This window comes from Devosia sp. J20-27 (genome assembly GCF_055808595.1).
Genome location: NZ_CM147875.1, coordinates 697253 through 723135 on the forward strand (window position 1 = coordinate 697253; position 25883 = coordinate 723135).

A 25883-nucleotide genomic window follows, 5' to 3' on the forward strand; every position below is an offset into this window, starting at 1 on the left:
TCAGTCGTCCTCATCGAGGATGCGCTGGCTGGCGCCGTCCATATCCTCGTACTGCCCGGAGCGCAGGGCCCAGAGGAAGGTGACAAGCGCCAGCAGCCCCAGGGCTATGGCGATCGGAATCAGGACCAGCAGCCCGCTCACGCCGGTTTCTCCACATGCACTGCCTGAGGCTCGCCGGCACTGGCCCGACGCGTCCCGCCCAGCCGCAGGCGCATGGCGTTGAGCACCACCACCAGCGACGAGCTCGACATGGCGATGGCCGCGATCATCGGCGTCACGTGGCCCAGGACGGCCAGCGGCACGGCAATGGCATTATAGCCGATGGCGATGACAAGGTTTTCCCGCACGATGGCCGCTGCGCGCCGCGCGATGGAGAGCGTGAACGGCACACTGCCCAGGTCTTCACCGGTAAAGACGAAATCGGCGGCATTGCGCCCGATATCTGCGGCGGAGGTCGGTGCCATGGATACATAGGCGGCACGCAGGGCCGGAGCGTCATTGACGCCATCGCCCACCATCATGGTGTGGCCGGCGGAAACTGCAGCTACTTTCTGCTCCGGCAACAGTCCGCCCTGGGCGTCGACGATGCCGATGGCATCTGCCAGCTTCCGGACAACCTGCGGCCGGTCGCCCGAAAGCAGCGCCACGGGCAGGCCGAGGCGGCCGATCTCTGCGATGGTTGCTCCGGCATCGGTCCGCAGTTCGTCATCGAAGCGGTAGGAGGCTTGCACACGGCCATCGCGAGTCAGCCAGACCTCGGAATTGAGGGACGCCACGTCGGCAGGGACGCCGCACCAGGCGGCGCTGCCCAGCCGCCAGACGGTCTCGCCCGCCACACCCTCGATGCCCAACCCGGCGGTCTCGCGGATGGCACCGTCAAAGCTCCGTTCCGGCCCCAGGAACTCGGTCAGTGCCCGCGACAGCGGATGCGTACTGGCGGTGGCCAGTGCGGCAGCCACACGGCGGGCCGAAGCGTCGGCCTCGTGATGCGACACCACCCGCGGCCGGCCGAGGGTGAGGGTGCCGGTCTTGTCGAAGGCGACGCGATCGGCTTCGGCCGCGCGCTCGAGCGCTGCGCCATCCTTCATCAGGATGCCGCGCTCGAACAGCCGCCCGGCCGTCACCACGTGGACGATCGGCACGGCCAGCGCCAGGGCGCAGGGACAGGTGATGATCAGCACCGCAACCGCATTGAGCAATGCGGCGTGCCAGTCGCCGCTCAGCAAGCCCCAGCCCAGAAACGTCGCGATGGCGATGGTATGGACCAGCGGCGCATAGACCGCGGCGGCCTTGTCGGCGATACGGCGCGGCCTGGTGCGGGCGTTCTCGGCCGCCTCCATCATCGCCGCCATGCGCGACAGGAACGAATCGACCGAGGCCTTCTGCGCCCGGATCTGCAGCGGCCCGGAGAGATTGGCGGCGCCGGCGACAATGGCTTCGCCATCGGCGATCGAGTGCGGCGCGGCCTCGCCGGTGATGATCGAGTAGTCGAATACGGCCCCGGCACCCGTCAGCACGCTGTCGACCGGCACCCGCTCGCCGGCCTTCAATTCGAGCAGCATGCCCGGCGTGATCTCGTCGAGCGTCACATACTCGCGCCGGCCATCCTCGAGAATCTGCGTGGCGCCACGCGGCTGCAGTCGCGCCAGGTTGGTGATGGCGCTGCGCGCCCGTTCGCGCATCAGATGATCGAGGGTGCGCCCCGCCAGCAGGAAGAACAGCAACGTCGTGGAGGCATCGAAATAGGCATGCTCCCCCGACATCACCGTCTCGAACAGGCTTAGTGCAGTAGCCAGCAGGATGCCGATCGAGATCGGCACGTCCATGTTGGTCTTGCCCACTGACACCGCGCGCCAGGCCGACCGGAAGAACAGCCGGCCCGAATAGGCGATCGCCGGCAAAGCGATGATCGCCGAAAGCCAGTGGAAGAGGTCGCGGGTGGCGGCGTCGGCACCTGACCAAACCGAAACCGAAAACAGCATGATGTTGGCTGCGGCAAAGCCCGCCACACCTAGAGAGCGGACCAGTTCGGCCAGCACCGGATCACCGGTGTCGTCCTGACTGGGATCGAGAACATAGGTGTGATAGCCGGAGCGGCGGATGACAGGTGCGAGTTCGGCCGGTGCACCGCGCTCGGGATCAAAGACCACCCGCACGCGCCGCCGCGTGAGATTGACGCGCGCCGACCGCACCATGGGCAGGGCGGCGAGGCCGGATTCGATCGACCGGATGCAGGCGGCGCAGTGTGCATCGGGCACCGCGAACTCAAGCTGTCGGGTGCCGTCGCCCAGGCGCCGGCTCAGTGCCAGCAGCGCCTCGCTGTCGGCTTCGACGCTGTTGGCATCCACATCGACAATGGCATGCTCGCCCGGAACGCAGCAGGTCACCTCAGTCTCCCGTGGTGCTGAACCGCTCGTGCAGTTCATAGGGCCCCAGCTCGGTCGCAGGGGCGCTGAGCCGAGCCTCCCACACGCCGGACTTGAGGGCCAGCGGAACCCGGTAGGTGCCGTCAGCGCCGCGTTCCAGCACCAGGCGCTGGTCGTCATGGCCGCCCACCGGGCGGTTGATCATGAGGGTGACGGTGACAAGGTCGACCGGCCGGCCGGCCGCGTCGTCGACCCTGAGGGTGGCCAGTCCGTCCGCATGGGTGAACACCGAGGCCCATCCGGCGGCGCTCTGCGCCTCGCGGGCGAGGCGCTTGTCCTCGAACTCCTGGCTGGCGACGTAGGAGTTGGTGACCACCAGACCGGTCCAGCTGGTCGAGGAGACCACGGCCATGCCGATGTTGACCGCAAAGACCACGGCAAAGAAACTGAAGATCAGCACGAACATGTGCCGGCCGGTGAATTCACCCTGGGGTGTACGTGCGTTGCTCATTTGCCGCTCTCGGGGACTTCGAAGGTGGTCTCGGTGGAGGTCCGGCTGACACCGTCGGGGGTTGCGATGACGATATTGAACCGCGTCTTTTCCGTCGGCCGGCTGTCGGCATCGACGCGGATGTAGAGCCGCAGTGGCAGCACCTTGTCCGGTTGGAGATCGATGTCGAGGACCGGCGTGGTCGTATCGCCGCTGTCGGCCAGGGCCAGCTCTCCACCCGGCAGGCCGTCAAGGCTGAGCCGGACCGTGCGCGGGGCCGGGGTCATGTTCAGAATCTTGACGTCGTAGCCGTTGCGGATCGAGCCGTCGCGCAGCTCGACATAGAGCGGGTTGCGGTCATGCAGCACGTTCAGCGAGATCGGCGAACGCAGGGCGAGGACCGTGAGCATGGCCAGGCCGATCACGGCCCAGGCGAGAAAATAGGCGATCGTCCGGGGGCGGATAATCGATCGCCAGTTGGTGTGCTTGATGGCATCGACGAGCTTGCCGGTCACCCTGTCACGGACATTGGCCGGAGCCACGTTGCGACCGTCGCCGATGGCCAGGCGCATGTTGGAATTGTAATCGTTGAGCGTCGCATACGAGATCAGACCGCGCTCTTTTCCCAGTCTGGTCATGACGTCGTCGCAGGCGTCGATGCAGAGGGCGCAGGTGATGCACTCGAGCTGCTGCCCGTCGCGGATATCGATGCCCATCGGGCAGACCACCACGCAGGCATTGCAGTCGACGCAGTCGCCGACCTCCCTGCCTTCGGCTGCCGCTTTCTTGGCGTGCCGGTTGCGCGGCTCGCCCCGCCACTCGTTATAGGTGACGGTGAGGGAGTTCTCGTCGAGCATGGCGCCCTGGATACGCGGCCAGGGGCACATGTAGGTGCAGACCTGCTCCCGCATCAGACCGCCGAAGACATAGGTCGTGGCGGTGAGGAGCGCGATGGTGAAATAGGCGACGGCGGGAGCCTGGAAGGTGACGACGTCCAGCAGCAGCGACGGGGCATCGGCAAAATAGAAGATCCAGGCGCCGCCGGTGGCGATGCCGATCAGTATCCAGATGGCGTGCTTGCTGATGCGCTTGGCCAGCTTGCCGGCCGTATAGGGCGCAGCGTCGAGCTTGATGCGGGCGTTGCGGTCGCCCTCGATGGCGCGTTCGACCCAGAGATAGAGATCAACCCATACCGTCTGCGGGCAGGCATAGCCGCACCAGGCGCGCCCCACCGTCGAGGTCACGAGGAACAGTCCGATGCCGGCCATCACCAGCATGCCGGCGACGTAGTAGAATTCCTGCGGCCAGATCTCGATCATGAAGAAATAGAAGCGCCGGTTGGCGAGATCGACGAGCACGGCCTGGTCGGGCGCAAACGGGCCGCGATCCCAGCGGATCCACGGCGTGACGTAGTAGATCGCCAGGGTGATTGCCATCACCAGCCACTTGAACCGCCGGAAGCTGCCGCTGGCGCGCTTGGGGAAGATCTTCTTGCGCTTGGCGTAGAGCGGTTGTCGCGTCTTGGGGGAATTTACCGCCTCGACGTCAAATCTCTCGGTGTCGGAAGAGTCCGCAAGCATTGGCTGGTCCATAGGTCGTTCTGGAGCACTTGTGTCATGCCCCGGCGTCGCGGAGCTTGATCTGGGTCAAACCCCCTGGAGGGGAAAGGGGGGCGCTTGCGGTCGCCCCCCTGCCCCTCAGCGGCAGGCCGGCTTACTGGCCGCCACCAAGTCCGTGCACATAGACCGCCAGTTCCTTGACGGCGGTGTCGCCAAGCCGGTCTGCCCAGGCCGGCATGATGCCATGCCGCGGGGTGAGGAGCTGGGTCTTGATCGAGGCGAGCGTGCCTTCATAGAGCCAGACCTGATCGTTGAGCGAGGGACCGCCCAGCTCGATCAGGCCGCCACCGGTCTCGCCGTGACAGGCGGCGCAGTTCTCGCTGAAGATGCGCTGGCCTTCGCTGCTGGCGACTCCGCCCTCGATGCCCGAGAGCGAGGCCACCTGCTTGGCGACGGCGTCGAGTTCCTCCGGTGTCAGGACGCCGTCGGCAAAGCTCGGCATCATGTTGAAGCGCGTATCGGGGTCGGTGGGCGAGCGCGACCCATGCGCGATGGTGGTGTAGATCTGCTCGATCTCGCCCCCCCAGATCCACTCGTCGTCGTTGAGGTTGGGATAGCCAAGCGAGCCGGCCGCGCCCGTGCCGTGGCACTGCGAGCAATAGACCTTGAACAGCGACTTGCCGCCGGCCCGCGCGAAGCGGGTCAGGTCGTCGTCGCCGAGGATTTCACTGACCGGCGTGGCGGCCACCTTGGCGACTAGGTCGCCTTGGGCGGCCTTGGCAAGGACAAGGTCCTCATCGAGCGTGGCGCGGCTGGAATAGCCCAGCACGCCCGTGGTCGCCGACGACACCAGCGGCCAAGCCGGATAGAGCACCGTGTAGCCCAGGGCAAAGGCGATGCAGCCGTAGAACGTCCACAGCCACCAGCGCGGCAGCGGGGTGTTGAGTTCCTTGATGCCGTCCCACTCATGGCCGGTGGTTGCCGTGCCGGTGACCTCGTCGACGTGCTTTTCGCTATGCTTGTCGGTCATTTCCCATTCCTCCCGGGGAGCGGTTCGGCATCGTCGAGGGGGATGCGGGCGGCCTCCATGGCGCTATGCCTGGCGCCGGGCCGCAGCACCAGAAAGACCACCACGAGGAAGATCGTCATCATGTAGAGGAGGCCCCAGCTGTCGGCGAAGTGCCGGAGCATGTCGTAGAATGCAGTCTCCATCTCTGGGTCCTCAGCGGTAGTTGGCTTCGGCGTCGTAGGTCGAGAAATCGACCAGCGTGCCAAGCATCTGGAGGTAGGCGACGAGAGCATCCATCTCGGTGATCCGGGTCGGATCGCCGTCGAAATCCTCGGCCAGGGCATTGGGGTAGCGTTCGAGCAGGCCGGAGGTGTCGGCGTCCGGTGTGGCCTGGGCCACAACGTCCTGACGGGCCTTGGCAATGGCATCCTCGCTGTAGGGAACGCCGACCATGGCGTTGGCCTGCAGGTGCGCCGAGATGTTGTCGAAATCGAGCGCGGTCTGCGACAGGAAGCCGTAGCGCGGCATGATCAATTCCGGCACCAGCGCCTGCGGATGGGTCAGGTGCTCGACATGCCATTCGTCCGAGTAGCGGCCGCCGACACGGGCGAGGTCGGGACCTGTCCGCTTCGAGCCCCACTGGAACGGATGGTCGTACATCAACTCGGCGGCCAGCGAGTAATGGCCGTAGCGTTCGGTCTCGTCGCGGAACGGACGGATCATCTGGCTGTGGCAGACATAGCAGCCTTCGCGGATATAGATGTCGCGCCCGGCCAGTTCGAGCGGCGTGTAGGGCCGCATGCCCTCGACCTTTTCGATGGTGTTCTGGAAGTAGAACAGCGGCGCGATCTCGACGATGCCGCCGATGCACACGACCACCAGCGACAGCGTCAGGAGCAGGGTGGCGTTGCGTTCGACAACGCCATGTTTGTCTAGAAGTGCCATGGGTACTCTTGCTCCTATTCGGCAGGCTGCATGACGGCGGTGACGATCGGGCGTTCGTCCCGGACATTGCCGCGGATGGTCATCCAGATGTTGAAGGCCATCACCAGGCCGCCGGCGAGGTAGAGCAGCCCGCCCACCGCACGCGCGATGTAGTAGGGGTGCAGCGCGGCAACGGTTTCGGCAAACGAGTAGACCAGGAAGCCCTGCTCATCATACTCGCGCCACATCAGACCCTGGGTGATGCCCGAGACCCACATGACGGCGGCGTAGATGACGATACCGACGGTCGCCAGCCAGAAGTGCCAGTTGACCATGCGCAGCGAGTAGAGCTGCTTGCGATCCCAGAGCCGCGGCACCATGAAGTAGATGGCAGCGAACGAGATCATGCCGACCCAGCCGAGCGCACCCGAGTGCACGTGGCCGATGGTCCAGTCGGTGTAGTGGCTGAGCCCGTTGACCGACTTGATCGACATGACCGGACCTTCGAAGGTCGACATGCCGTAGAAGGCGACGGCCATGACCATCATGCGGATGATCGGATCGGTGCGCATCTTGTCCCAGGCGCCACGCAGCGTCATCAGGCCGTTGATCATGCCACCCCAGCTGGGCATCCAGAGCATGATCGAGAACACCATGCCGAGCGTCTGCGCCCAGTCGGGCAATGCGGTGTAGTGCAGATGGTGCGGACCGGCCCAGATGTAGAGGAAGATCAGCGACCAGAAGTGGATGATCGACAGCCGGTAGGAGTAGACGGGACGCTCGGCCTGCTTGGGCATGTAGTAGTACATCATGCCCAGGAAGCCGGCGGTCAGGAAGAAGCCCACGGCGTTGTGGCCGTACCACCACTGCGTCAGCGCGTCCTGTACGCCCGAGAACAGCGAATAGCTCTTGGACCCGAGGAAGCTGACCGGCATCGCCAGGTTGTTGACCACGTGCAGCATCGCAATGGTGACGATGAAGGACAGGTAGAACCAGTTGGCCACATAGATATGCGGCTCCTTGCGCTTGATGATCGTGCCAAGGAACAGCACCAGGTAGGCGACCCAGACCACCGTGAGGAAGAGGTCGGTGTACCATTCGGGCTCGGCATATTCCCGGCTCTCGGTGATGCCGAGCAGGTAGCCGGTGGCAGCCATGACGATGAAGAACTGGTAGCCCCAGAAGACGAACCAGGCGAGGCCATCGCTGATCAACCGCGCCCGGGAGGTGCGCTGGACGACGTAGAAGCTGGTCGTCATCAGCGCCGTGCCGCCGAAGGCGAAGACAACCGCAGAGGTATGCAGCGGTCGCATGCGGCCGAAGTTGAACCAGGGGCCGAAGTTGAGGTCAGGATAGGCGAGCTGCAGGGCAATCACGACGCCGACCAGAAAGCCGACGACGCCCCAGAACACCGTAAGAATCGAGCCGATCCGGATGGGCGCATCGAAATAGCCGGCCTTCTCGCCAGCTGCGACGAGCGTCGGCCTTTCCGGCAAGCGCGCGACGACGATCGCTGCCAGACCCAGGACGACGGTCAGCAGTCCCATATGCGTTCTGAACGGAGCGTCCTGACCAAGCGCGGCCAGCAGAAACGTGACGAACGCTCCCACGACCAGCACGATAAAACCTTTGAGATGTTGCAACCTTGGCCCCCATATCCAGCCCATTCAAGGCATGGAAAATGCTGACAAAGGGGACGGCGCGCCTTGATCCAGATCAAGGTGGCGCGATCTGTTCACAATCACTGTTCCGGTTCACCGGCATGGGAGACACCGGGAGCAGATGTCCACGCGCGTCATTTCGGCAGAGTTGCAGCGGGCCTTCACCATGCAGATGGAGCTGTGCGACGCACTCGAGCGCATTGCCGATTCGCTGCCGGACCGGCTGGACCGGCAGCAGTGCCTGCATGTCGCCCGGCTGATTGCCCCCCTCATCAAGCGCGCCCATGCCGCTGAGGAACTGCTGCTCTTCCCGTCTGTCGCCGGACGTCGGGGCGATGCCGATGACATGGTGGAAGCGCTGCGGCTCGAACATCTCGAGGACGAGTGCTTTGCCGAGGAAATCCAGTACGAACTGCTGCAGCTCGGTCAGGGCAGGCCAGTACTCGCTCCGGAGGCGACCGGCTACATGCTGCGCGGGTTCTTCGATGGCGTCCGACGACATATCCGGCACGAGCGCGAGTTGCTCCGCCTGATGGGCTGAGGTCAGGACGGTCGCCCCTCGCCCGGGCCACCGCCCGCCATGGCACTGGCGACGGCTGCGGCCAGCTGGTCGGCCGGAGCGGGCGTCTCGACGACCTGCGCCACCCACTCGATCAGCTCGGGGCGCGGCCGTGAGGCCAGCAGCACAACCGGGTGGGCCTTGATACAGAAAGCGATGTTCTGATAGCTCGCGCCGGTCAGGGCCTTCTGGTCGAGAACCGTGCAGCGGAAGCGATTTTCCTGCATCCAGGAAATGGTCGGCAGTACATCTGTGCTGGTGACGGCATAGCCATCCTCTTCCAGCGCGAATACCAGCGACTCACGAAAGCCACCGTCCGGCGCGACAACGAGTATGCTGCTCGGAGTCATCAAGACGAAATCCCTGAAATAGACGACCTGCGGACAGTAGCCCCGCCGAATTCAGAGGATTTGCGCTAGATCAAGCGGCTACGGCGAGGGGGTCAGTCTTTCTCGCCAAGGTCGACATCCAGGACCATGCGCACCAGGTCGGGCAGGCTCTGCGCCTGCATCTTTCCCATCAGGCTGGCGCGATAGACTTCCACCGTCCGGGGGCTGATCTCGAGCTCAAAGGCGATGGCCTTGTTGGGCTGGCCGGCCACAACGCCCTTGAGCACCTGCATCTCGCGCTCGCTCAGGGCCTTCAGGCGCTGCCGGGTCTGCTCGAGCGCGACGCTTGCCTCCACGCGACGGGCCGCATGACTGGCAGCGCGTCCGATGGACTCGATCAGCACATCGTCGCTGAACGGCTTTTCGATGAAGTCGATGGCGCCGTTCTTCATCGCCTCGACGGCCATCTGCACGTCGCCGTGCCCCGTCACCACAATGGTGGGCAGGCTGATATTGCCATCGCGCAACCGGCGCAGCAGTTCGACGCCGTCGATGTCGGGCATGCGCAGATCGGTGATCAGGCAGCCGTTCTTGATGGAGGGCGCGATCGCCAGAAAGGCGGCGGCACTTTCGTGCACCCGCACCGCGAAACCTGACGCCGACAACAGGAAGGCCAGCGAGTTGCGGACCGCCTCTTCATCATCGACGATGTGAATGACGGTGTCAGTGGTACTCAACGGATGCCTCGGTCAGTATCGGGAGGGTGAAAGAGAACGTGGCGCCGCCCGCGGCGTTGGGATGCATGCTCAGCTCGCCACCATGCGAACTCAATAATGCGTTTGGAAATCGAGAGGCCGATGCCCATTCCTCCCGGCTTGGTCGTGACGAACGGCTGGAACAATCGTACCAGAATTTCCTCGGAAATGCCCGGGCCGCTGTCTTCGACCTCCACCAGCATGCGTTCCCCCTCTACCGGACGGGTTCGCACGACGAGTTCGCGACGCGGGCTGTCCCGCATCGCCTCGATGGCATTGCGCATCAGGTTGATGAGCACCTGCTGGATCTGGACGGCATTGGCCACCACCAGGCCGCTGTCCTCGCCGAACTCGAAGACGGATTTGACGCCCCGTTCGCGCGAACCGACCAGCGCCAGTGCGCCGGCCTCCTCGACCAGATGCTTGATGTCCTCGGGCGCCTTGTCCGCCTCGCCACGGGTGACGAACTCGCGCAGGTGGCGAATGATGTCACCGGCCCGAATGGCCTGACGGGCCGTCTCGTCAAGGGCGCCGCGCAAGCGCTTGCCGTGCTCGTCGTCGTATTTCTCCACCATGCGGCGGCAACCCTGGACGTAGTTGGCAATCGCTGCCAGCGGCTGGTTGAGTTCGTGGGCCAGCGTTGACGCCATTTCGCCCAGTTCGTTCAGTCGGGCCAGCCGCGCCAGTTCGGTTCGCGCCTCCCCCAGCATGGCAGCAGATTCCTCCTGCTCGGTCAGATCGCGGATGAACCCGGTGAAATAGACCAGATCGCCGCGCCGCACTTCACCAACGGCCAGCTTCATCGGGAAGGTCGAACCGTCCTTGCGGCGACCCACAACCACGCGGTCGATGCCGATGATCTTCTTTTCGCCGGTGGCCAGATAGCGGCCAAGATAGGAATCGTGCTGGCGCCGATAGGGCTCGGGCATCAGCGCGCTGACATTCCTGCCGATGATCTCGTCGGCCCGATAGCCGAACTGACGGACGGCGGCAGCGTTGAAAGAGCGGATGGTGCCGTCGAATTCGATGACGATGGTGGCATCAATGACGGTGTCGAGAACCGATTTCAGGTGCTCATCGCGTTCATACAGGGTCTCCTTGGTCTGCTCGGCATCGCCGCGGAGCACAAGGATAGAGCGCAACAGCCAGAAGATGGCCGCCAGACCGGTCAGGGCGGCAAGCGCTGCGGCGACCACGCGCTGCTCCTCGGGCAGCACCTGTGCCGGCCCGAGGGCAATGCCGGCGGTCAGCAGCAGCGCAACCACCGCCACCAGCGCGACCACCAGGTCTTGCCGTCCGGGGGCGTGCGCCAGGGCACGGCGCATGTCCTGACCGGGCATTCGAGTGTCACCGCCTTCCACTTCAATTCTCATCGTATCACGACAAGCTCCGGTTCGTATGACGCTGCGACGCGTTGAACATCATCTGGCTTGCCGGTCCTTTGGCGGTCGAGGTTCGAGTTTGATCCAGGTCAATGAGCCGACCCCGGCAAAGCGCTTGTTTCTCTGGTGTCAACACGCCTACCGGAGGCCCATCATGCCAGCTGAAAGCATATTGTTCGTCGTCGCAACTGTCATCATGTTCGGGTGCGCCATCGCGGCACTCGCCTACGCTCAGTCAACCAACAGGACGCGGAAGGGCTGACCGGCAGAACCGGCCGGTCTCAGGCGGGCCGCGGCGCGAAGATCGAGGTGTAGTCGCGGTCCTCGCCCTTGAGCTTGCGCGTGCCCCGGTCGGCGCTGAAGCGCCGGCCCGACATCCATTGATTGATGATGAGGATGTGGTCGCGCAGGACGCCGGCGGCCTCATCCAGTTCACCGGCCTGCAGCAATTCAAGCATTTCCAGATGCTCGCGGAACGAGCGCTCGCGGAAATTGCCGGCCCCGCCCTGCAGGCGGACGCGCAGCGCCTCGAGCGTGCTCGCCGTCAGGTCATGCGCGTGCAGGATATAGGGGTTCCCGCACTCCTCGAGGAAAGCCATGTGATATTCGTTGTCGGCCTTGCGATAGCCGTCCCAGTCGCGAGCCGGAATGGCCCTGCGCATGCCGGCCACGGCGGTGATCAGCCGCCTGAACATCACGTCGGGCCGCAGCCGGTAGGCTTCGCGCAGGGCCTGTTCCTCCAGCAGGGCACGGAACTCGCTCATGGCGCGCACTTCGTCGGGCAATGGTGAGAACACATAGGTGCCCGATTGCGGCACGACGCTCACCAGCCCCTTGTCACGCAGCTCGATGAATGCCGCCCGCACCGGCGCCTTGCTCATGCCCAGCGCATTGGCAATGGCCGCCTCGGACAGATGCTCGCCCAGCTCCAGACCGCCGGACACAATGGCGTCGCGGATACGATCGAAAGCCTGCCGGGTCATCGACATAGGACGCATGCTCCTCAGTCCCGTCTGTTCAAATGCGGGACAGTTCTAGCACTGCCACCCCGGTGCATGGCTAGAGCCCCTGCTCGGCAAGCCACGCCATTTGTCGCCGGTCCTGGAATGTTCCGCCGCCCTCGTGGTTGTTGAACTGATAGATCTCGATCGCCTTGCTGCCGGCATAGGCATTGTAGGCGGCGTAAACGGTGGAGGCGGGGCAGATATCGTCGAACGAGGCCTACCGAGAACAGCGCAGGCGCCTTGGCCTGCGCCGCGAAGTTGACCCCGTCGAAATAACGCAGCGTCTCGAAGCTCGAGGCCACGCGGTCGCGATGGACGGCAAGGAACCGGGCGATTTCGCCATAGGGGTCGCGTCCGGCAATGGCCACTGCCCGGGGAAAGTCGCAGAGAAACGGCACGTCGGGCATGGCCACCTTCAGGTCGGGCACAAGCCCGGCCACGGCCAGCGTGATGCCGCCGCCCTGGCTGCCGCCGATCGCCGCGACCTTGCCGGCGTCGATCTCGGGCCGGCTGCGCAGCGCCGCTATGGCACGCACCGCGTCGGTGAAGACGCGCCGGTAGAAATAGGTCTGCGGACTGGCGATGCCCTTGGTCATGAAGCCGGCATGGGCGGGATCGGAGCCCACCGGATCGGGGGTTTCGCCGCGCGACCAGCCGCCGCCTTGCCCGCGCGTGTCCATGACCAGCACGGCACGCCCCGTCGCCGGCCAGAGCAGATGCTCATGCGGAAAGGCGCGGCCGCCATTGTAGCCGATGAATTTCGCGAGACCCGTCAGGCCGGACGTGGCGCCGCGCGGCTTGATGTACCACGCCTTGACCCGGTGCCCGCCATAGCCCGAAAAGCTCGTATCGAACACCTCGACCAGCGGCAGACCGGCGTCCACCGGCTCAAACCTGGGGTCGAGCGGCGTCCTAGCGGCATCGGCCAGCGTTTCTTCCCAGAAGGCGTCAAAATCGGCGGGTCTGGTGACACTGGATCGGTAGCGTTCGAGTTCGGGAAGCGGCAGATCGATAAAGGGCATGATGGTCTCGTAATGTAGAATACTGGCCGTAGCTTGCACAGTTTACACGCGCCGCCAAGCTAACATGTCAGTGCTTGCCACACGTACCTCAGTCGCACTAGTCTCACGCCTGCGCCAACTGAGGAGGGGATGATGGCCGGCAAGAAAATACTGATGCTGACAGGCGAGTTTACCGAAGAGTACGAGATCTTTGTCTTCCAGCAGGGCATGGAGGCAGTCGGACATACCGTCCATGTTGTCTGCCCCGACAAGAAAGCCGGCGACAAGATACAGACATCGCTGCACGATTTCGAAGGCCACCAGACCTACACCGAAAAGTACGGTCATTTCGCCGATATCAACAAGACCTTCTCGGAGGTCGATCCGGCGCAGTACGATGCCGTTTATTGCGCCGGCGGGCGTGGTCCGGAGTATATCCGCACCGACAAGCGGGTCCAGGCCTTCGTCCGTCACTTCCACGAAGCGAAGAAGCCGATCTTCACCATCTGCCATGGCGTGCAGATCCTCGTCGCCGTCGATGGCGTGGTGCGCGGCAAGAAGGTGGCGGCGCTGGGCGCCTGCGAGCCCGAGGTGATCCTCGCCGGCGGTACCTATATCGACGTCGGCCCGACCGAGGCCTATGTCGACGGCACGATGGTGTCGGCCAAGGGCTGGACCGGCCTTGCCGCCTTCATGCGGGAATGCCTCAAGGTTCTCGGCACCGAGATCCGTCACGGCGAGACGCTGCAGGCCGCGGCCTGACCGACCGACAGGGGCGCCTCGGGCGCCCCTAGTTCTGGATGAAACCGAACAGCTGCCGCCGAAGCGCGTCCTCGTCCTCGCGGTCGAGCGCGTCCTGCAGGCCTGCCAACGCGACATCCAGATCGCCGTCGGCCCGCTCGCCAACCGTCGAGCGCAGGATTTTCGGCTGCCGCGTGCGCGTGGCCTGACTGGGATCGTAGAACAGCTCCTCATAGAGCTTTTCGCCCGGCCGGCTGCCGGTCACCTTGATCTCGATGTCGCCATCGGGGGTTTCGGGCGTCACCAGCCGCAGGCCGGCCAACCGGATCATGTTCTCGGCCAGCGCGCGAATCCGCACCGGTTCGCCCATCTCGAGCAGGAACAGATCGCCGCCTTCCGACAGGGCGCCGGCCTGGACGATCAGTTCGGCAGCTTCATGGATCGACATGAAATAGCGCGTCATCGCCTCGTCGGTCAGGGTCACCGGGCCACCGGCGACGATCTGCTCGCGGAACAGCGGCACCACCGAACCGTTCGAGCCCAGCACATTGCCAAAGCGAACGGCGCAGAAGCGCTGTCCCGTCCCCGCTTGTGCGGCCGCCTCGGCACAGTGACGAACGATCAGTTCGGCCCAGCGCTTGGTGGCGCCCATGACATTGGTGGGGCGGACGGCCTTGTCGGTGGAGATCAGCACGAAGTTCTGCACGCCCGCCGCCAGCGCGGCCTCGGCAATCGCCTTCGTCCCCAATACGTTGTTGCGCACGCCTTCAAGCGGATTGGCCTCGACCAGCGGGACATGCTTGTGCGCCGCGGCGTGAAAGACCACCTGGACGCCATGCTTTTCGAGCGCCCGCCTGACCAGCCGGGCATCGCCGGCCGACCCCAGCACCGGCACGATCGGAAAGGCCTGCGGCTGCAGGCCGCGTTCGATTTCGTAGAGCGCAAACTCGTTCGCCTCGAGCAGGATCAGCTTGGCCGGCTGCCAGCGCACGATGATGCGGCAGAGTTCCGACCCGATCGAGCCGCCGGCCCCTGACACCAGGATCACACGGTCGGCGATCATCTGGCGGAGCAGATCGGGATCGGCAGGGACCGAGGAGCGGCCAAGCAGGTCGTCGATATCGATCTCGCGCAGCTGGCTGACGACATAGTTGCCGGTCGCCAGATCGGTGATGGCCGGCAGCGTGCGGATCTTGACCGGGAAACGGCTCAGCCGGGCATAGATCGCGGCGCGCTCGGCGGCACCGATGCCGGGCACCGAGATGATGACTTCCTTGATGCCATGGTCGGCGACGAGGCGCCCGAGATAGCCTGGCGCATAGACACGAATGCCCGAGACGTCGCGACCCTGCAGATTGACGTCGTCATCGAGGAAGGCGGCAACGAAACTGCCGCCCTGGGTGCGCAGCGCATTGGCCAGCTGGGTGCCCGCCTGACCGGCGCCATAGATGGCGACTTCCGGGATCCTGGGGCTGCCGCGGCCCGGCATCCAGAGCAGATACTTGGCGGCAAAACGGCTGCCACCGATGACGATGGTGCCGATCAGGAAATAGAAAATCGGCACCGTGCGCGGCAGGACGCCGAGGCGGGTGACTTCTGCCAGATAGAGCAGGAACACCCAGAGCAGCGTTGCCACCACCATGGCCTGCAGGATGGTCCACAGCGCCCGTTCGGGCAGATAGCGGATGACGGCGCGATAGAGCCCGAAACGCACGAAAACCGGAATGGCGACGATCGGCGCAGACGCCATCAGCAGGTGATGCACGCCCTCGCTGCGAAATGCCGGACCGAGCCGCAAGGAATAGCTGAGCCAGAGTACCAGTGCCAGAGACGTCGCGTCGAAGGCGATGAGAACCGCCTGCTTCCACCCGCGCGGCAGGCCATTGAGAACATTCCGGAGGGCTACGAACATCTACCGCTGCTTCGCTTTCTACTTGCGGTGTACTCAAGAGCCGATTGGGCGACAAAGTGCAAGGCAGGATTGAGCCTGTCGGCCGCGGCCTTTCCAACGACAAGATCGTGTGGCATCTAGGGCAATCGGCATTTGGCCGGCAATACTCACGACCAGGATCCACACATGACCGTTCGGCTGCACCGGGGCGACCTGCCCGACCTCTCGCGTTATACGAGGGAGGTGGCGATCGACACCGAGACCATGGGGCTCGATCCGCGTCGCGACCGGTTGTGCGTGGTGCAACTGTCGCCGGGCGACGGCAGCGCCGATGTGGTGCAGATTCCGGCCGATCTGACGCGCGCGCCCAATCTGGAAAAGCTGCTGGCCGATCCGGCCATCACCAAGATCTTTCACTATGCCCGTTTCGACATGGCCGTGCTCAAGCACCGCTTCGGTGTGGTGACCGGCCCGGTCTATTGCACCAAGATCGCCTCCAAGCTGGTGCGCACCTACACCGACCGCCACGGGCTCAAGGATCTGGCCCGCGAACTGCTCAATGTCGATCTCTCCAAGCAGCAGCAGAGTTCAGACTGGGGCGCTGAAAAGATCACCGATGCGCAGCTCGAATATGCGGCCTCCGATGTGCTCTACCTGCACGATCTGAAGCGACACCTGGATCGCATGCTGCGCCGCGAAGGCCGGACCGAGCTGGCAAACTCCTGCTTCCGCTTCCTGCCGTCGCGTATCGAACTTGACCTGCTCGGATGGGACGAGACCGACATCTTCGCCCACAGCTAGGGCCGGAATTGCCATGCTTGCCAGCGCGCAGAACGCAGAAGAGCGCAGCCAGATCTACGCGGCACTGGGACGCCGGAACCGGCTCGTCCGGATCTTGCGGGTCGGCCTGCCGGCGCTGGGCGCGGTTGTACTGGCCGGGCTGGTGCTGCAGCTGGTGATCGGCAGTCTGCTCAATGATTTCGGCATTTCCAATGTCCGCATCGACCGCGACAACCTGGTGGTCGATACGCCGTCCTATTCCAGCATGACGGCGGACGGCACCATGTACTCGGTCTCCTCGCAGGATGCCCGGGCCTCGCTGGGCGATACGGACCTGCTGCATCTGACAAGAGCGCAACTGACCGTGACCAAGCCGTCGGGTTCGACAATGGAGGCCAGGGCGAGGCAAGCGGAGATGCGGCTCTCGTCGCAGAACGTCTTCGTGCCGGACGAGATGGAGTTTTCCGACTCGCAGGGAACGACCGGCATCATCAGGGGTGTGCATGTCGATCTCTTGGCCGAGACCATGGTTTCGGATGGCCCGGCGCATATCGTCTATCACAACGGCACCCGGCTGGAGGCCGAGACCATGAGCTACAATGGCAACACGCAGACCTGGGTGTTCAATGGCGCCAGCCTGGTCGTGCCGGCGCCTGCATCCGTTGCCGCAGAAGACGTGACACCATGATCCGCCACCTGCTTGCCCTGATCCTTGTTCTCTTGGGGACCGCCGCCGCCCTGGCGCAGAGCGAAACCAAGGTAACCGGCGATACCTTCGTGATCGACGAGGCGCAGGGACAGGCGACGTTCACCGGCGACGTGGTGATCGTGCGCACGGGCCTCACCGTATGGGCACAGAAGGTCGTCATCGACTACGGCGCCGGCGGCCCCGAAGACGTCAAGACGTTCGTCGCCAGCGGGCGGGTCCGGCTCAAGACCAAGGACCAGGATGCGACCGGGGACCGTGCGGTGTTCGATCCCAAGAGCAACGTGCTGCGGATGACGGGCAATGTCGTGGTGGTCAACGCGACCGGCACGCTCAACGGTCCCGAACTGATCGTCAACCTCGCCGACAACAGCACCGTGTTCAACGGTGGCAAGGGCAAGGGAGGCCGGGTCACCGGCGTATTTTCTACGCAATGACCCGCGTTGACCAGACCGGCTGGCTGGTGGCCCACGGGCTAGCCAAGAGTTTTGGCAAGCGCGAGGTCGTGCACGACGTCTCGATCGCCGTGCGGCGCGGCGAGGCCGTGGGGCTGCTCGGCCCGAACGGCGCCGGAAAGACGACTGTCTTCACCATGATCATGGGCCTGATCAAACCCGACAAGGGCCAGATCCTGCTCGACGGCCGGTCGATCACGACGCTGCCGCTGTTCCAGCGCGGACGGCTTGGCATCGGCTATCTGCCGCAGGAACCGTCGATCTTCCGGGGCCTCAACGTGCGGGACAACATCCTCGCTGTGCTCGAGGGGCATGTGCGGGACGGCAAGGAGCGCAAGCGCCGCCTCGAGCAGTTGCTGGCCGAGTTCGACATCGAGCGCCTCGCCAACGCCAATGCCCTGGCCTTGTCGGGCGGCGAACGGCGGCGGGTCGAGATCGCCCGGGCGCTGGCCGCCGATCCGATCTTCATGCTGCTCGACGAGCCGTTCGCCGGCGTCGATCCGATTGCGGTGGCCGAGGTCAAGGCGCTGGTCAAACAGCTCACGACGCGCGGCATCGGCGTGCTGGTCACCGATCATTCGGTGCGCGAGACGCTGTCGCTGGTCGACCGAGCCTACCTGATCCACGGCGGCCGGGTGATGATCCAGGGCAAGCCCGAAACAATCGCGGCCGATCCCGAGGCGCGGCGGGTCTATCTGGGCGACACGTTCTCGGTCTAGGACCTCTCGACGCGGCAATGTGATAACTCCCGCGTCACGGCTGACGAGGTCGTGGCACAAAACTTGCCCTCTTTGTCGCAATGGGGCATGGTCGCCTCTGCGGGACGAGTTCGAGTGGGGAATTAGGCATGGCGATGTCGCCAAGGCTTGAGGTTCGGCAGGCGCAAAGCCTGACCCTGACGCCTCAGCTGATGCAGTCGATCAGACTGCTGCAATTGAGTCATCTTGAACTGAACGTCTTTGTGGAAACCGAGCTGCTGCGCAATCCGCTGCTGGAGCGCGAGGAGGGCGGCGACGCATCCGAAGGCGATGGCCCCGAGCGCCCCGAGGCTGTGGCTGAAATCAACGCCTACGAAGATACCGTGGACCATGGCGACCGCATCCAGTCGGCCGATTCCATCGCCAGCGGCTATGACACCGAAGTCGAGAACGTCTTTCCCGAGCAGTCGGCGCAGGATTCGCCGGATCTCTCCGGGCAGTGGTCGGAACGCAGCGGTTCGAGCGGTGGCGAGGCTCCCGATATCGACCAGTATGTCGCCAGCCGCCCGAGTCTGAGCGAACACCTGGCCGAACAGTTCAACCTGATCATCAAGGACCCGGCGGAACGGCTGATTGCCCGCTTCCTCACCGACAGCCTGAACGAAGCCGGCTATCTGGCCACGGAGATCGAAGCGATCGCCGAGCAGCTGGGCACCACGTCCGGCATGGTCGAAGCCGTGCTGCTCAAGCTGCAGGGTTGTGATCCGGTCGGCGTCTATGCCCGCGACGTGCGCGAGTGCCTCGCCATCCAGTTGCGGGAACTGGATCGGCTCGATCCGATGATGCAGCGCTTGCTGGACAATCTCGAGCTGATCGCGGCCCACGATCTGGCCGCGCTGGCGCGCGCGGTCGGCTGTGATCGCGAGGATCTGGCCGACATGCTGGGCGAACTGCGGCAGCTCGACCCCAAGCCGGGCCGGGCCTTCGAGGGCGGTCCGGTCGAGGCCGTGGTGCCCGATGTCTTTGTGCGGGTCGGCTCCGATGGCGGCTGGCAGATCGAGCTCAATGCCGACATCCTGCCGCGCGTGCTGGTCAATCGCACCTACTATGCCGCCGTCACCAGCAAGGCCCGCGACAGCGCCGAAAAGTCCTTCCTGACGGACTGCCTGCAGACCGCGAACTGGCTCACCAAGAGCCTCGACCAGCGGGCCCAGACCATCCTCAAGGTGGCTGCCGAGATCGTCAAGCAGCAGGACGGCTTCCTGGTGCACGGCATCACGCATCTGCGGCCGATGACCCTCAAGCTGGTGGCCGACGAGATCGACATGCACGAATCCACCGTAAGCCGCGTCACTTCGAACAAATATGTCGCCACGCCGCGCGGGCTGTTCGAGATGAAATATTTCTTCACCACTGCGCTCGGCTCATCGAACGGCGATGGTGGCGAGCACTCGGCCGAGACTGTGCGCCACCGCATCAGGCAGCTGATCGATGCGGAGGCTCCCGCCAGCATCCTCTCGGACGATACGATAGCCGACATGCTGGGCAAGGAACAGGGCATCGAGGTCGCCCGCCGGACGGTCGCCAAATACCGGGAAGGTATGGGAATTCCGTCTTCGGTCATCCGCCGCCGGCAGAAGCGCGCCATACTGGCCGCCCGCAGCGAAGCGTCCTAGACCGGGCTCTTTTCGGAAAATTGCCGCATTGTCCGGTCGCAGGATCGGAAAACGACGCTGCGAAGGTTAGTGCGCTGGCGCCCTGCTGTCACGCCAGCATTTGTCCGCTTTGCCCGAGTTGCACATTGCCGCACCCCCGACGGGGGTCTAGACTCTTTCAGCACGAGTGCCCAACTCAAAAAGGAGCCGTGCACTCGTCACGGTGAAACCCACACAAGAGGGACCCATGACCTTAAGAGTCTCAGGCAAGAACATGGACGTCGGCGACGCCCTGCGCGGCAGGGCGGAGGAGCGTTTCGACGCCGTCGTCAAGAAGTACTTCGATGGCGGCTATACGGGCCATCTGACGCTTGAGCCGGAAGGTTCCGGCTACTCAGCCATCTGCATGGTGCATCTGGATTCGGGCGCGATGCTGCAGTCGAGCGCCTATGGTGGCGACGCCACCTCGGCCTATGAAAGCATGGCCGACAATATCGAGAAGCGGCTGCGGCGCTACAATCGCAAGCTGAAGTCGCACCGGCGGCATTCCAATGGCGACGATTCGATCGAGGCGCAGTCCTATGTGCTCGGATCGTCCGATGCGCATGACGAGTTGCAGGAGGACTATTCGCCACCGGTGATCGCCGAAACCACCGCAACCCTGCGCCAGATGAGCGTCGGGGAAGCGGTCATGGAACTCGACCTGACACAAGGGGATGTGGTCATGTTCCGCCATGCTGGACATGGTGGGCTAAATGTGGTCTATCGCCGCGCCGACGGCAATATTGGCTGGATTGATCCGGCCCTGCGGGCCAACTAGCCCCTTCAGCGCGCACCGCAAGACGTACGAATAGATAGGCTGCTTTAATGGAACTTGCTGACATCCTCTCCGAGGGGTCCGTTGTTGTTTGTACAGGTGTGACGACCAAGCGCGAAGTGCTCGAACGACTTGCAGAACTGGCGGCCCGCGTCACCGGCCAGGAGGCGTCGGCGATCTACGAAGCGATCAATGCCCGCGAAGAACTGGGCTCGACCGGTCTCGGCAACGGCATTGCGATTCCGCACGGCAAGTTTGCCGGGCTGCCCGGCGTCACGGCCGTCTTTGCACGACTGTCGGACCCCATCGACTTCGATGCGGTCGATGACCAGCCGGTGGACCTGCTGATGATGTTGCTGGCGCCCGTCGGCGCCGGCGCGGACCATCTCAAGGCGTTGGCGCGTGTGGCGCGCATCCTGCGCATCGAGTCGGTGGTGGACGCCATCCGCCGGGCGCCAAGTGCCGAACGCATCTATGAGATCATCACCCAGCCGGTGGCCGTCACCCAGGCCGCCTGATCCTCACGGGCGATATCAAAACAGGAAAAGCCCGGCGATCAGCCGGGCTTTTTGCATAGCACGACGCCGGCGCTCAGTGCAGCGCGACGATGCCGTAGTTCTTGTCGCTCAGCCATTCGCCGACCGCTTCTTCGGTATCGCCCACCATGAGCGGCGAGCCGTCGGCGGAAACGACGAGATGGAATTCCTCATCGACGTCGAACTGGGGCTCGCTCATCAGCTCGGCAAGCTGGTCGCCCTTGATCGACTTCACATAGACCACTGCGTTGCCGCCCAAAGCCATGAACTGGGCCGGCGTGAGGTGGCGCAGGGGATTGTCGTTAGGTTGTTGTTCGCGCGTTTGCATCTTCATGTTCCCCTTTCCTAGGCAGAACGGATTTCGATACGCCGGGCCAGTCTGCTGGCCTTGGGCCGCACGACAGCGATGGTGAGCATGCCGTGCCTGAGCGTCGCCTCTCCGATCTCAACGCCGTCAGCGAGCAAAAAGCTGCGCTGAAACTGACGTGCCGCGATGCCGCGGTGCAGGAACTCGCGTTGGCCTTCGTCCTTCTGGCGGCCGCGCACGAGCAACTGGTTGTCTTCCGCAGTGATCTCGAGCTCGGTTTCATGGAACCCAGCCACCGCGATGGAGATGAGGAACCGTTCGGTGCCCTGGGCATCGACGGTCCTCTCGATATTGTAGGGCGGATAACCGTCTGCGGCCTTTGCCAACCGGTCGAACTCTTTCCTCCAGAGCTTCGAACCCCAGAAGGAAAGGCGCCGAGAACATCGAGACGCGTGACATAAAACCGTCCTATCGAAAGCAACGTTGAATCGCGGCCCGAGTTTCAGTGGCACCGCTTTCCTGCACGAGATATGGGACTATGCCCCCCGGGCTTCAAGACCTTTTCGGGGACATGAGGACTGCCGCATGAGCCAGACAATCGCCATCGTGACCCCCGCCTTCAAGGCCGAGACGCTCATCGCGGAGGCGGTGCGGAGCGTGCTGGCGCAGACCAATCCCGACTGGGAGCACTGGATCATCGCCGATGATCTGGTCGATTACGAAGCGCTTCTGGCCGATCAGGGGCTGGCCGACAGCCGGCAGCGCTTCCGCTCGACCGGCAAGCTGGGCGGCGGTTCGACACGCGCCCGGAACCAGCTGTTCGACGAGATCGCGGCGCCCTATGCGGCCATTCTGGACGCCGACGACCGGATGAAGCCGCGCAAGCTCGAACTGGCGCTCACAGCTCTCGAGCAGCAGCCCATCGTCTCGGTGGCGCTCGACGTCATGGACGACACCTACCGGCATCGCCGCTATGTCGGCGAGGGCGCCGATCGGGTGCTGGCGGCCGGGGACTACAAGTTCACCAGCTTTTCCATGGACTCGATGATCGTCTGGGACCGCCGGGTGTGCGACGGGCGCTACGATACCGCCTTGGCCAACATGACCGATCTCGACCTGCTGATGCAGCTCTGGCGCACCGCGGGCGGTACGTTTCATCTGGGCACGCCGCTGCATGACTACGTCAAGGTCAGCAGTTCGATGAGCAACGGCCCCGGAGCCACCGAACGGATGATCGCTGCCAAGACCACACTGCTCGGGCGGCTGGCGGCCGGCTCTTACCCGATGGCTGACCCGCGGGCCGCCGAAGGCCTGTCACACTTCCTCGAGATTTCGCTGAAGGCGGAGGCCGAGTTCGACGCCTATCTCGCACGCCAGCCCGACGGCCTGTTCGAGGACCATCTGGAGCCGCGGCTCAGAGCCTGACGTCGACCTCGTCGGCCGTCGGGATGGCCGGCTGCGCCCCGGGCTTCAGACAGGCAAGGCTGGCCGCGACGGCGGCCCGCTTCATGGCCGCCTCGAGATCGAGGCCGGCATCCAGTCCGGCGCCGAGATAGCCGCAAAAGGTATCTCCCGCCCCCACGGTGTCGACAGGTACCACAGGCATGGCTGGTACGGAGATCAGCGCGTCGGGCGTGGCGGCCCGCGCCCCGTCGGGGCCGAGCGTGACAATGATGGTCTGCTCATGCGCCCTGGCCCAGGCCGACATCAGCGTTTCCAGCGGCCCGGCATCGCCGGCGAGCAAGGCGAATTCGGTCTCGTTGGCGATCACGATCGAGGCCTTGGCGGCCAGCGCCGGCGTGCTTTCGAGAAATGGCGCGGTGTTGAGGATCGTGGTCACGCCCTGCGTGCGGGCAAGGTCCAGGGCCCGTTCAGTCGCGGCCTGCGGGATTTCCTGCTGCAGCAGCACCACATCGCCGTGGCCCAGCCCGGCCATTGCCGCATTGGCCTCGTCGATGCCCAATGTGCCATTGGCGCCGGGCAGGATGGCGATGACATTTTCGCCCTTCCTGTCGACAAAGATCATGGCCACGCCAGTGGCCGTGTCGGGGACCTGCCGCACGGCGGTCATGTCGACGCCGCCTTTGTTGAGTTCGGCGGTGGCCTCGCCGGCAAAGGCGTCACTGCCCACGGCGGCAAACATCCGCACCGCGGCACCAGCGCGGCGGGCGGCGAGGGCCTGGTTGGCACCCTTGCCGCCGGCGGCGGTCGAAAAGGTGTCCCCCGGCACGGTTTCGCCCGGCTGCGGGATGCGGCTGACGGTGCCGATGAGATCGAGATTGGCCGATCCGAGAACTGTAATCATGCACACACCTTGGGGATCGTGTTCCAGTTGCGCATCGTGGCAACCGTGCCCTTGTCGATCTGTCGGTCGAACTTGTCCAGCCCCGGTCCGTGCCGTCCATCGGGCTGGCGATAGCCGACGAGGTAGATCTCGCGAGCGTCGACCCGCACCACGTCGTAGTCACCTTCGATGCCGGTGAAGCTGGCGCCCGCTGGCAGCGGCCGGTCGAACAGCAGGACGTAGCGATGAAAGGGCCCGTTCTCGGGGTAGGCGGCGAAGGGGTCTGATGCCAGCATGGCGCTGATTTCCGCGTCCGAGCGGATGATCGCTTCGCTGGTCCAGCCCCAATGCGTCTCGATTGCCGCTTCCAGCACCTGCTTGGGATTGCCGGCGGCGTCGAACCGCACGTTGCCGCTGGCAAGGACCGTCCTGACGTTTTCGAAACCCAAGTCCTCGCACAGGCTCCTGAGCTCGGCCATCTTCATCTTGCGCTTGCCGACATTGACGGCACGCAGAAAGGCCACCCAGCCGGTCATTCCGTTTGCCCGCCCTTATCTCTCCGGCCCTGCGGGTAGATGGTCTCGCCCCGCTTGAGCATCTCGACGAACGCGGCAATCTTCCTGGTCCGGGCGGCCGCGGTTTTCAGGCTACTGGTCCGGAAGCTCAGCGCGAAGCGGTTCTGCGAACTGAGGGTGCGGTAGAACTCCGCGGCCTCAGGCTGGGCCTCGATGGCCGCGAGCAGATCCTCGGGCACCTGATTGTTGGAAATCGAGTAGGCCGCGTCCCAGCGTCCGTCAGCCTTTGCCCGGTCGACCTCGGCCTGTCCTGCCGGCTGCATCAGGCCGGCCTGGGTCAGTCGGACGACGTTGTCGCGGTTGATCTGGCTCCAGACGCTGGCTTTCCGGCGCGGCGTGTAGCGCTGCAGGAAGCTCTTGTCGTCAAAGCTCTTGCGGATGCCATCGACCCAACCCCAGCAAAGCTCGGCGTCGATCGCTTCCTTGGGGGTGATCGAGGGCAGTCCGGAGCCGGCCTTGTGGATCTTGATCCACACCTCGTCGGCGCTGTCGTGATGCTGCGCAAGCCAATCGTAAAAGTCCTGGAAGCCGGCAAACTCCCGAACCTTGTCGGGATCGACCCGAACCGGGGCCATCAGCTCTGGTCCTTGGCCAGCACCATCTCGAGAACCGGGTCGAGCCGTTCGGCCGACGGCAGATTGATACCGAAGCCGGTAGACAGCACCTCGCGCAGCTCGGCGACCGACTGCAGCGTCTGGATCTCGCTGTCGCCGTCCACCGGGGTGACGGTAAAGCGGGTATTCTTGAGGGCCAGCCGGCGACCCTTTTCCGACCGGGAGGCGATCAGGTTCTCGTGGAAGTAGCGGTCGGCGGAAACCAGATCGTTCATCGCCTGGTAGTCCTCGAAGGTCTTTTCGGCAACGTCGAAAATGTAGAGCAGCTTCCAGTCTTCGCCCACCTTGACCTCAACCCGCCAGATCGGATCGCCGCCCATCAGCCGGTAGAGGCCGTGCGGCGTCTTCTGCTCGGTCTCGGCGCGCAGGCGCAACGGCGCCGTCAGGGTCAGCCCGCCGAAGCCGACATCGGCGAGATAGGTGCTGCCGCCCAGCTCGACCAGCAGAACGACGTGGCTGAGCGGTCGCTCCTCATCCTCGGGGTGGTTCCAGTAGACGCGCGCCGCGAGCCCCTTGACGCTGTAGTCGAGCGAATCGAGCAAAGCCTTGAACAGCAGGTTGTGCTCGAGGCGAAAGCCGCCGCGCTTGTCGTAGAGCAGCTTCTGCTCGAGGTTCTTGAGCTCGAGCCGTACCGGCACGTCCAGCAACGGATCGAGGTTTTCGAACGGAATGGCTGCCGGATGCAGGGCATGGAGCTGCTGCAAGGTTTCAAGCGTCGGAGCAATTGACCCCGAAAAACTGATGCGCTCGAAATAGGCATCGATATTGACGTCGCTCATGCGAAC

Annotated in this window: 29 protein-coding genes and 1 pseudogene; 10 read left to right on the forward strand and 20 right to left on the reverse strand. The window is 64.5% G+C overall.

The window, feature by feature from the left end:
* From ccoS to ccoN, 8 genes are all read right to left on the reverse strand, one after another.
* The gene (gene ccoS, locus AC0L4C_RS03355) at positions 1-141 is read right to left on the reverse strand and encodes a cbb3-type cytochrome oxidase assembly protein CcoS (RefSeq protein WP_473402112.1); all 141 of its coding nucleotides are present in this window, start codon (positions 139-141) and stop codon (positions 1-3) included.
* The gene (locus AC0L4C_RS03360; protein WP_473402113.1) at positions 138-2387 is read right to left on the reverse strand and encodes a heavy metal translocating P-type ATPase; all 2250 of its coding nucleotides are present in this window, start codon (positions 2385-2387) and stop codon (positions 138-140) included. Before AC0L4C_RS03360 ends, ccoS begins: the two co-directional genes overlap by 4 nt.
* A gap of 1 nt (position 2388) precedes the next feature.
* Complete coding sequence (locus AC0L4C_RS03365; RefSeq protein WP_473402114.1) at positions 2389-2877, reverse strand: FixH family protein; 489 nt, start codon at positions 2875-2877, stop codon at positions 2389-2391.
* Positions 2874-4436, reverse strand: a complete 1563-nt coding sequence (gene ccoG, locus AC0L4C_RS03370) for a cytochrome c oxidase accessory protein CcoG (RefSeq protein WP_473402115.1) — start codon at positions 4434-4436, stop codon at positions 2874-2876. Before ccoG ends, AC0L4C_RS03365 begins: the two co-directional genes overlap by 4 nt.
* A gap of 133 nt (positions 4437-4569) precedes the next feature.
* A complete protein-coding gene (gene ccoP / locus AC0L4C_RS03375; protein ID WP_473402116.1) occupies positions 4570-5445 on the reverse strand; it encodes a cytochrome-c oxidase, cbb3-type subunit III in 876 nt (291 codons plus the stop codon).
* The gene (locus AC0L4C_RS03380) at positions 5442-5627 is read right to left on the reverse strand and encodes a cbb3-type cytochrome c oxidase subunit 3 (protein WP_473402117.1); all 186 of its coding nucleotides are present in this window, start codon (positions 5625-5627) and stop codon (positions 5442-5444) included. The genes ccoP and AC0L4C_RS03380 overlap by 4 nt, the downstream gene beginning before the upstream one ends.
* 10 nt (positions 5628-5637) lie before the next feature.
* On the reverse strand, positions 5638-6369 hold the full coding sequence (gene ccoO / locus AC0L4C_RS03385; protein WP_473402118.1) for a cytochrome-c oxidase, cbb3-type subunit II: 732 nt from the start codon (positions 6367-6369) through the stop codon (positions 5638-5640).
* 14 nt (positions 6370-6383) lie between these two features.
* Positions 6384-7991, reverse strand: coding sequence for a cytochrome-c oxidase, cbb3-type subunit I (gene ccoN, locus AC0L4C_RS03390; RefSeq protein ID WP_473402119.1), 1608 nt, complete (start codon positions 7989-7991; stop codon positions 6384-6386).
* Positions 7992-8130: 139 nt separating this feature from the next.
* Between ccoN and AC0L4C_RS03395 the strand changes: the two genes are divergently transcribed.
* Entirely contained in the window at positions 8131-8550 is a 420-nt protein-coding gene (locus AC0L4C_RS03395; RefSeq protein ID WP_473402120.1) for a hemerythrin domain-containing protein, read from the forward strand.
* 2 nt (positions 8551-8552) lie between these two features.
* Here the strand turns inward: AC0L4C_RS03395 and AC0L4C_RS03400 are convergent, their stop codons facing one another.
* From AC0L4C_RS03400 to AC0L4C_RS03420, 5 genes are all read right to left on the reverse strand, one after another.
* Positions 8553-8918, reverse strand: a complete 366-nt coding sequence (locus AC0L4C_RS03400; protein ID WP_473402121.1) for an ANTAR domain-containing protein — start codon at positions 8916-8918, stop codon at positions 8553-8555.
* 92 nt (positions 8919-9010) lie between these two features.
* Positions 9011-9634, reverse strand: coding sequence for a response regulator FixJ (gene fixJ, locus AC0L4C_RS03405; protein WP_473402122.1), 624 nt, complete (start codon positions 9632-9634; stop codon positions 9011-9013).
* Positions 9631-10992, reverse strand: coding sequence for a PAS domain-containing sensor histidine kinase (locus AC0L4C_RS03410; RefSeq protein WP_473402123.1), 1362 nt, complete (start codon positions 10990-10992; stop codon positions 9631-9633). The genes fixJ and AC0L4C_RS03410 overlap by 4 nt, the downstream gene beginning before the upstream one ends.
* Positions 10993-11315: 323 nt before the next feature.
* The gene (locus AC0L4C_RS03415; RefSeq protein WP_473402124.1) at positions 11316-12023 is read right to left on the reverse strand and encodes a GntR family transcriptional regulator; all 708 of its coding nucleotides are present in this window, start codon (positions 12021-12023) and stop codon (positions 11316-11318) included.
* Between the two features lie 14 nt (positions 12024-12037).
* Positions 12038-13060 carry an acetylxylan esterase gene (locus AC0L4C_RS03420; protein ID WP_473402125.1) on the reverse strand — a complete coding sequence of 341 codons (1023 nt, stop codon included), beginning with the start codon at positions 13058-13060 and terminating at the stop codon, positions 12038-12040.
* Positions 13061-13192: 132 nt separating this feature from the next.
* Here AC0L4C_RS03420 and AC0L4C_RS03425 point away from each other — a divergent pair, with 132 nt between their 5' ends.
* Positions 13193-13801 (forward strand): DJ-1/PfpI family protein, encoded by a 609-nt coding sequence (locus tag AC0L4C_RS03425; RefSeq protein ID WP_473402126.1) that lies wholly within the window; start codon positions 13193-13195, stop codon positions 13799-13801.
* A gap of 28 nt (positions 13802-13829) precedes the next feature.
* On the opposite strand, the gene AC0L4C_RS03430 is transcribed toward AC0L4C_RS03425, so the two are convergent.
* Positions 13830-15692 (reverse strand): polysaccharide biosynthesis protein, encoded by a 1863-nt coding sequence (locus tag AC0L4C_RS03430; protein WP_473402127.1) that lies wholly within the window; start codon positions 15690-15692, stop codon positions 13830-13832.
* A gap of 165 nt (positions 15693-15857) precedes the next feature.
* Here AC0L4C_RS03430 and AC0L4C_RS03435 point away from each other — a divergent pair, with 165 nt between their 5' ends.
* The 7 genes from AC0L4C_RS03435 to ptsN all read left to right on the forward strand — a co-directional run bounded on the left by AC0L4C_RS03435 (position 15858) and on the right by ptsN (position 21300).
* A complete protein-coding gene (locus AC0L4C_RS03435; RefSeq protein WP_473402128.1) occupies positions 15858-16472 on the forward strand; it encodes a ribonuclease D in 615 nt (204 codons plus the stop codon).
* A 13-nt stretch (positions 16473-16485) separates the two neighbouring features.
* The gene (locus AC0L4C_RS03440; protein ID WP_473402129.1) at positions 16486-17139 is read left to right on the forward strand and encodes a hypothetical protein; all 654 of its coding nucleotides are present in this window, start codon (positions 16486-16488) and stop codon (positions 17137-17139) included.
* Positions 17136-17594: an LptA/OstA family protein gene (locus AC0L4C_RS03445; protein ID WP_473402130.1), complete on the forward strand. Its 459-nt coding sequence runs from the start codon at positions 17136-17138 to the stop codon at positions 17592-17594. The genes AC0L4C_RS03440 and AC0L4C_RS03445 overlap by 4 nt, the downstream gene beginning before the upstream one ends.
* Complete coding sequence (lptB, locus tag AC0L4C_RS03450) at positions 17591-18331, forward strand: LPS export ABC transporter ATP-binding protein (protein WP_473402131.1); 741 nt, start codon at positions 17591-17593, stop codon at positions 18329-18331. Before AC0L4C_RS03445 ends, lptB begins: the two co-directional genes overlap by 4 nt.
* 128 nt (positions 18332-18459) lie before the next feature.
* Complete coding sequence (rpoN, locus tag AC0L4C_RS03455; protein ID WP_473402132.1) at positions 18460-19986, forward strand: RNA polymerase factor sigma-54; 1527 nt, start codon at positions 18460-18462, stop codon at positions 19984-19986.
* 226 nt (positions 19987-20212) lie between these two features.
* Positions 20213-20785, forward strand: a complete 573-nt coding sequence (gene hpf / locus AC0L4C_RS03460; protein ID WP_473402133.1) for a ribosome hibernation-promoting factor, HPF/YfiA family — start codon at positions 20213-20215, stop codon at positions 20783-20785.
* A 47-nt stretch (positions 20786-20832) separates the two neighbouring features.
* On the forward strand, positions 20833-21300 hold the full coding sequence (ptsN, locus tag AC0L4C_RS03465; protein WP_473402134.1) for a PTS IIA-like nitrogen regulatory protein PtsN: 468 nt from the start codon (positions 20833-20835) through the stop codon (positions 21298-21300).
* A gap of 73 nt (positions 21301-21373) precedes the next feature.
* Here ptsN and AC0L4C_RS03470 read toward each other — a convergent pair whose 3' ends face one another.
* Positions 21374-21652: a DUF1150 family protein gene (locus AC0L4C_RS03470; RefSeq protein WP_473402135.1), complete on the reverse strand. Its 279-nt coding sequence runs from the start codon at positions 21650-21652 to the stop codon at positions 21374-21376.
* Positions 21653-21663: 11 nt separating this feature from the next.
* Positions 21664-22084 (reverse strand): annotated as a pseudogene (locus AC0L4C_RS03475) (Hsp20 family protein).
* A 126-nt stretch (positions 22085-22210) separates the two neighbouring features.
* On the opposite strand from AC0L4C_RS03475, the gene AC0L4C_RS03480 reads away from it, so the two are divergent.
* A complete protein-coding gene (locus tag AC0L4C_RS03480) occupies positions 22211-23050 on the forward strand; it encodes a glycosyltransferase family 2 protein (RefSeq protein WP_473402136.1) in 840 nt (279 codons plus the stop codon).
* Here AC0L4C_RS03480 and AC0L4C_RS03485 read toward each other — a convergent pair.
* From AC0L4C_RS03485 to AC0L4C_RS03500, 4 genes are read right to left on the reverse strand one after another with little or no spacing between them, the layout of a single operon-like run.
* Positions 23040-23930, reverse strand: coding sequence for a ribokinase (locus tag AC0L4C_RS03485; RefSeq protein WP_473402137.1), 891 nt, complete (start codon positions 23928-23930; stop codon positions 23040-23042). The genes AC0L4C_RS03480 and AC0L4C_RS03485 overlap by 11 nt on opposite strands.
* Positions 23927-24445, reverse strand: coding sequence for a DUF1697 domain-containing protein (locus AC0L4C_RS03490; RefSeq protein ID WP_473402138.1), 519 nt, complete (start codon positions 24443-24445; stop codon positions 23927-23929). The genes AC0L4C_RS03485 and AC0L4C_RS03490 overlap by 4 nt, the downstream gene beginning before the upstream one ends.
* Complete coding sequence (locus AC0L4C_RS03495) at positions 24442-25059, reverse strand: YdeI/OmpD-associated family protein (RefSeq protein ID WP_473402139.1); 618 nt, start codon at positions 25057-25059, stop codon at positions 24442-24444. Before AC0L4C_RS03495 ends, AC0L4C_RS03490 begins: the two co-directional genes overlap by 4 nt.
* Positions 25059-25877, reverse strand: a complete 819-nt coding sequence (locus AC0L4C_RS03500; RefSeq protein WP_473402140.1) for an arylamine N-acetyltransferase family protein — start codon at positions 25875-25877, stop codon at positions 25059-25061. The genes AC0L4C_RS03495 and AC0L4C_RS03500 overlap by 1 nt, the downstream gene beginning before the upstream one ends.
* Positions 25878-25883 lie beyond the last annotated feature (6 nt).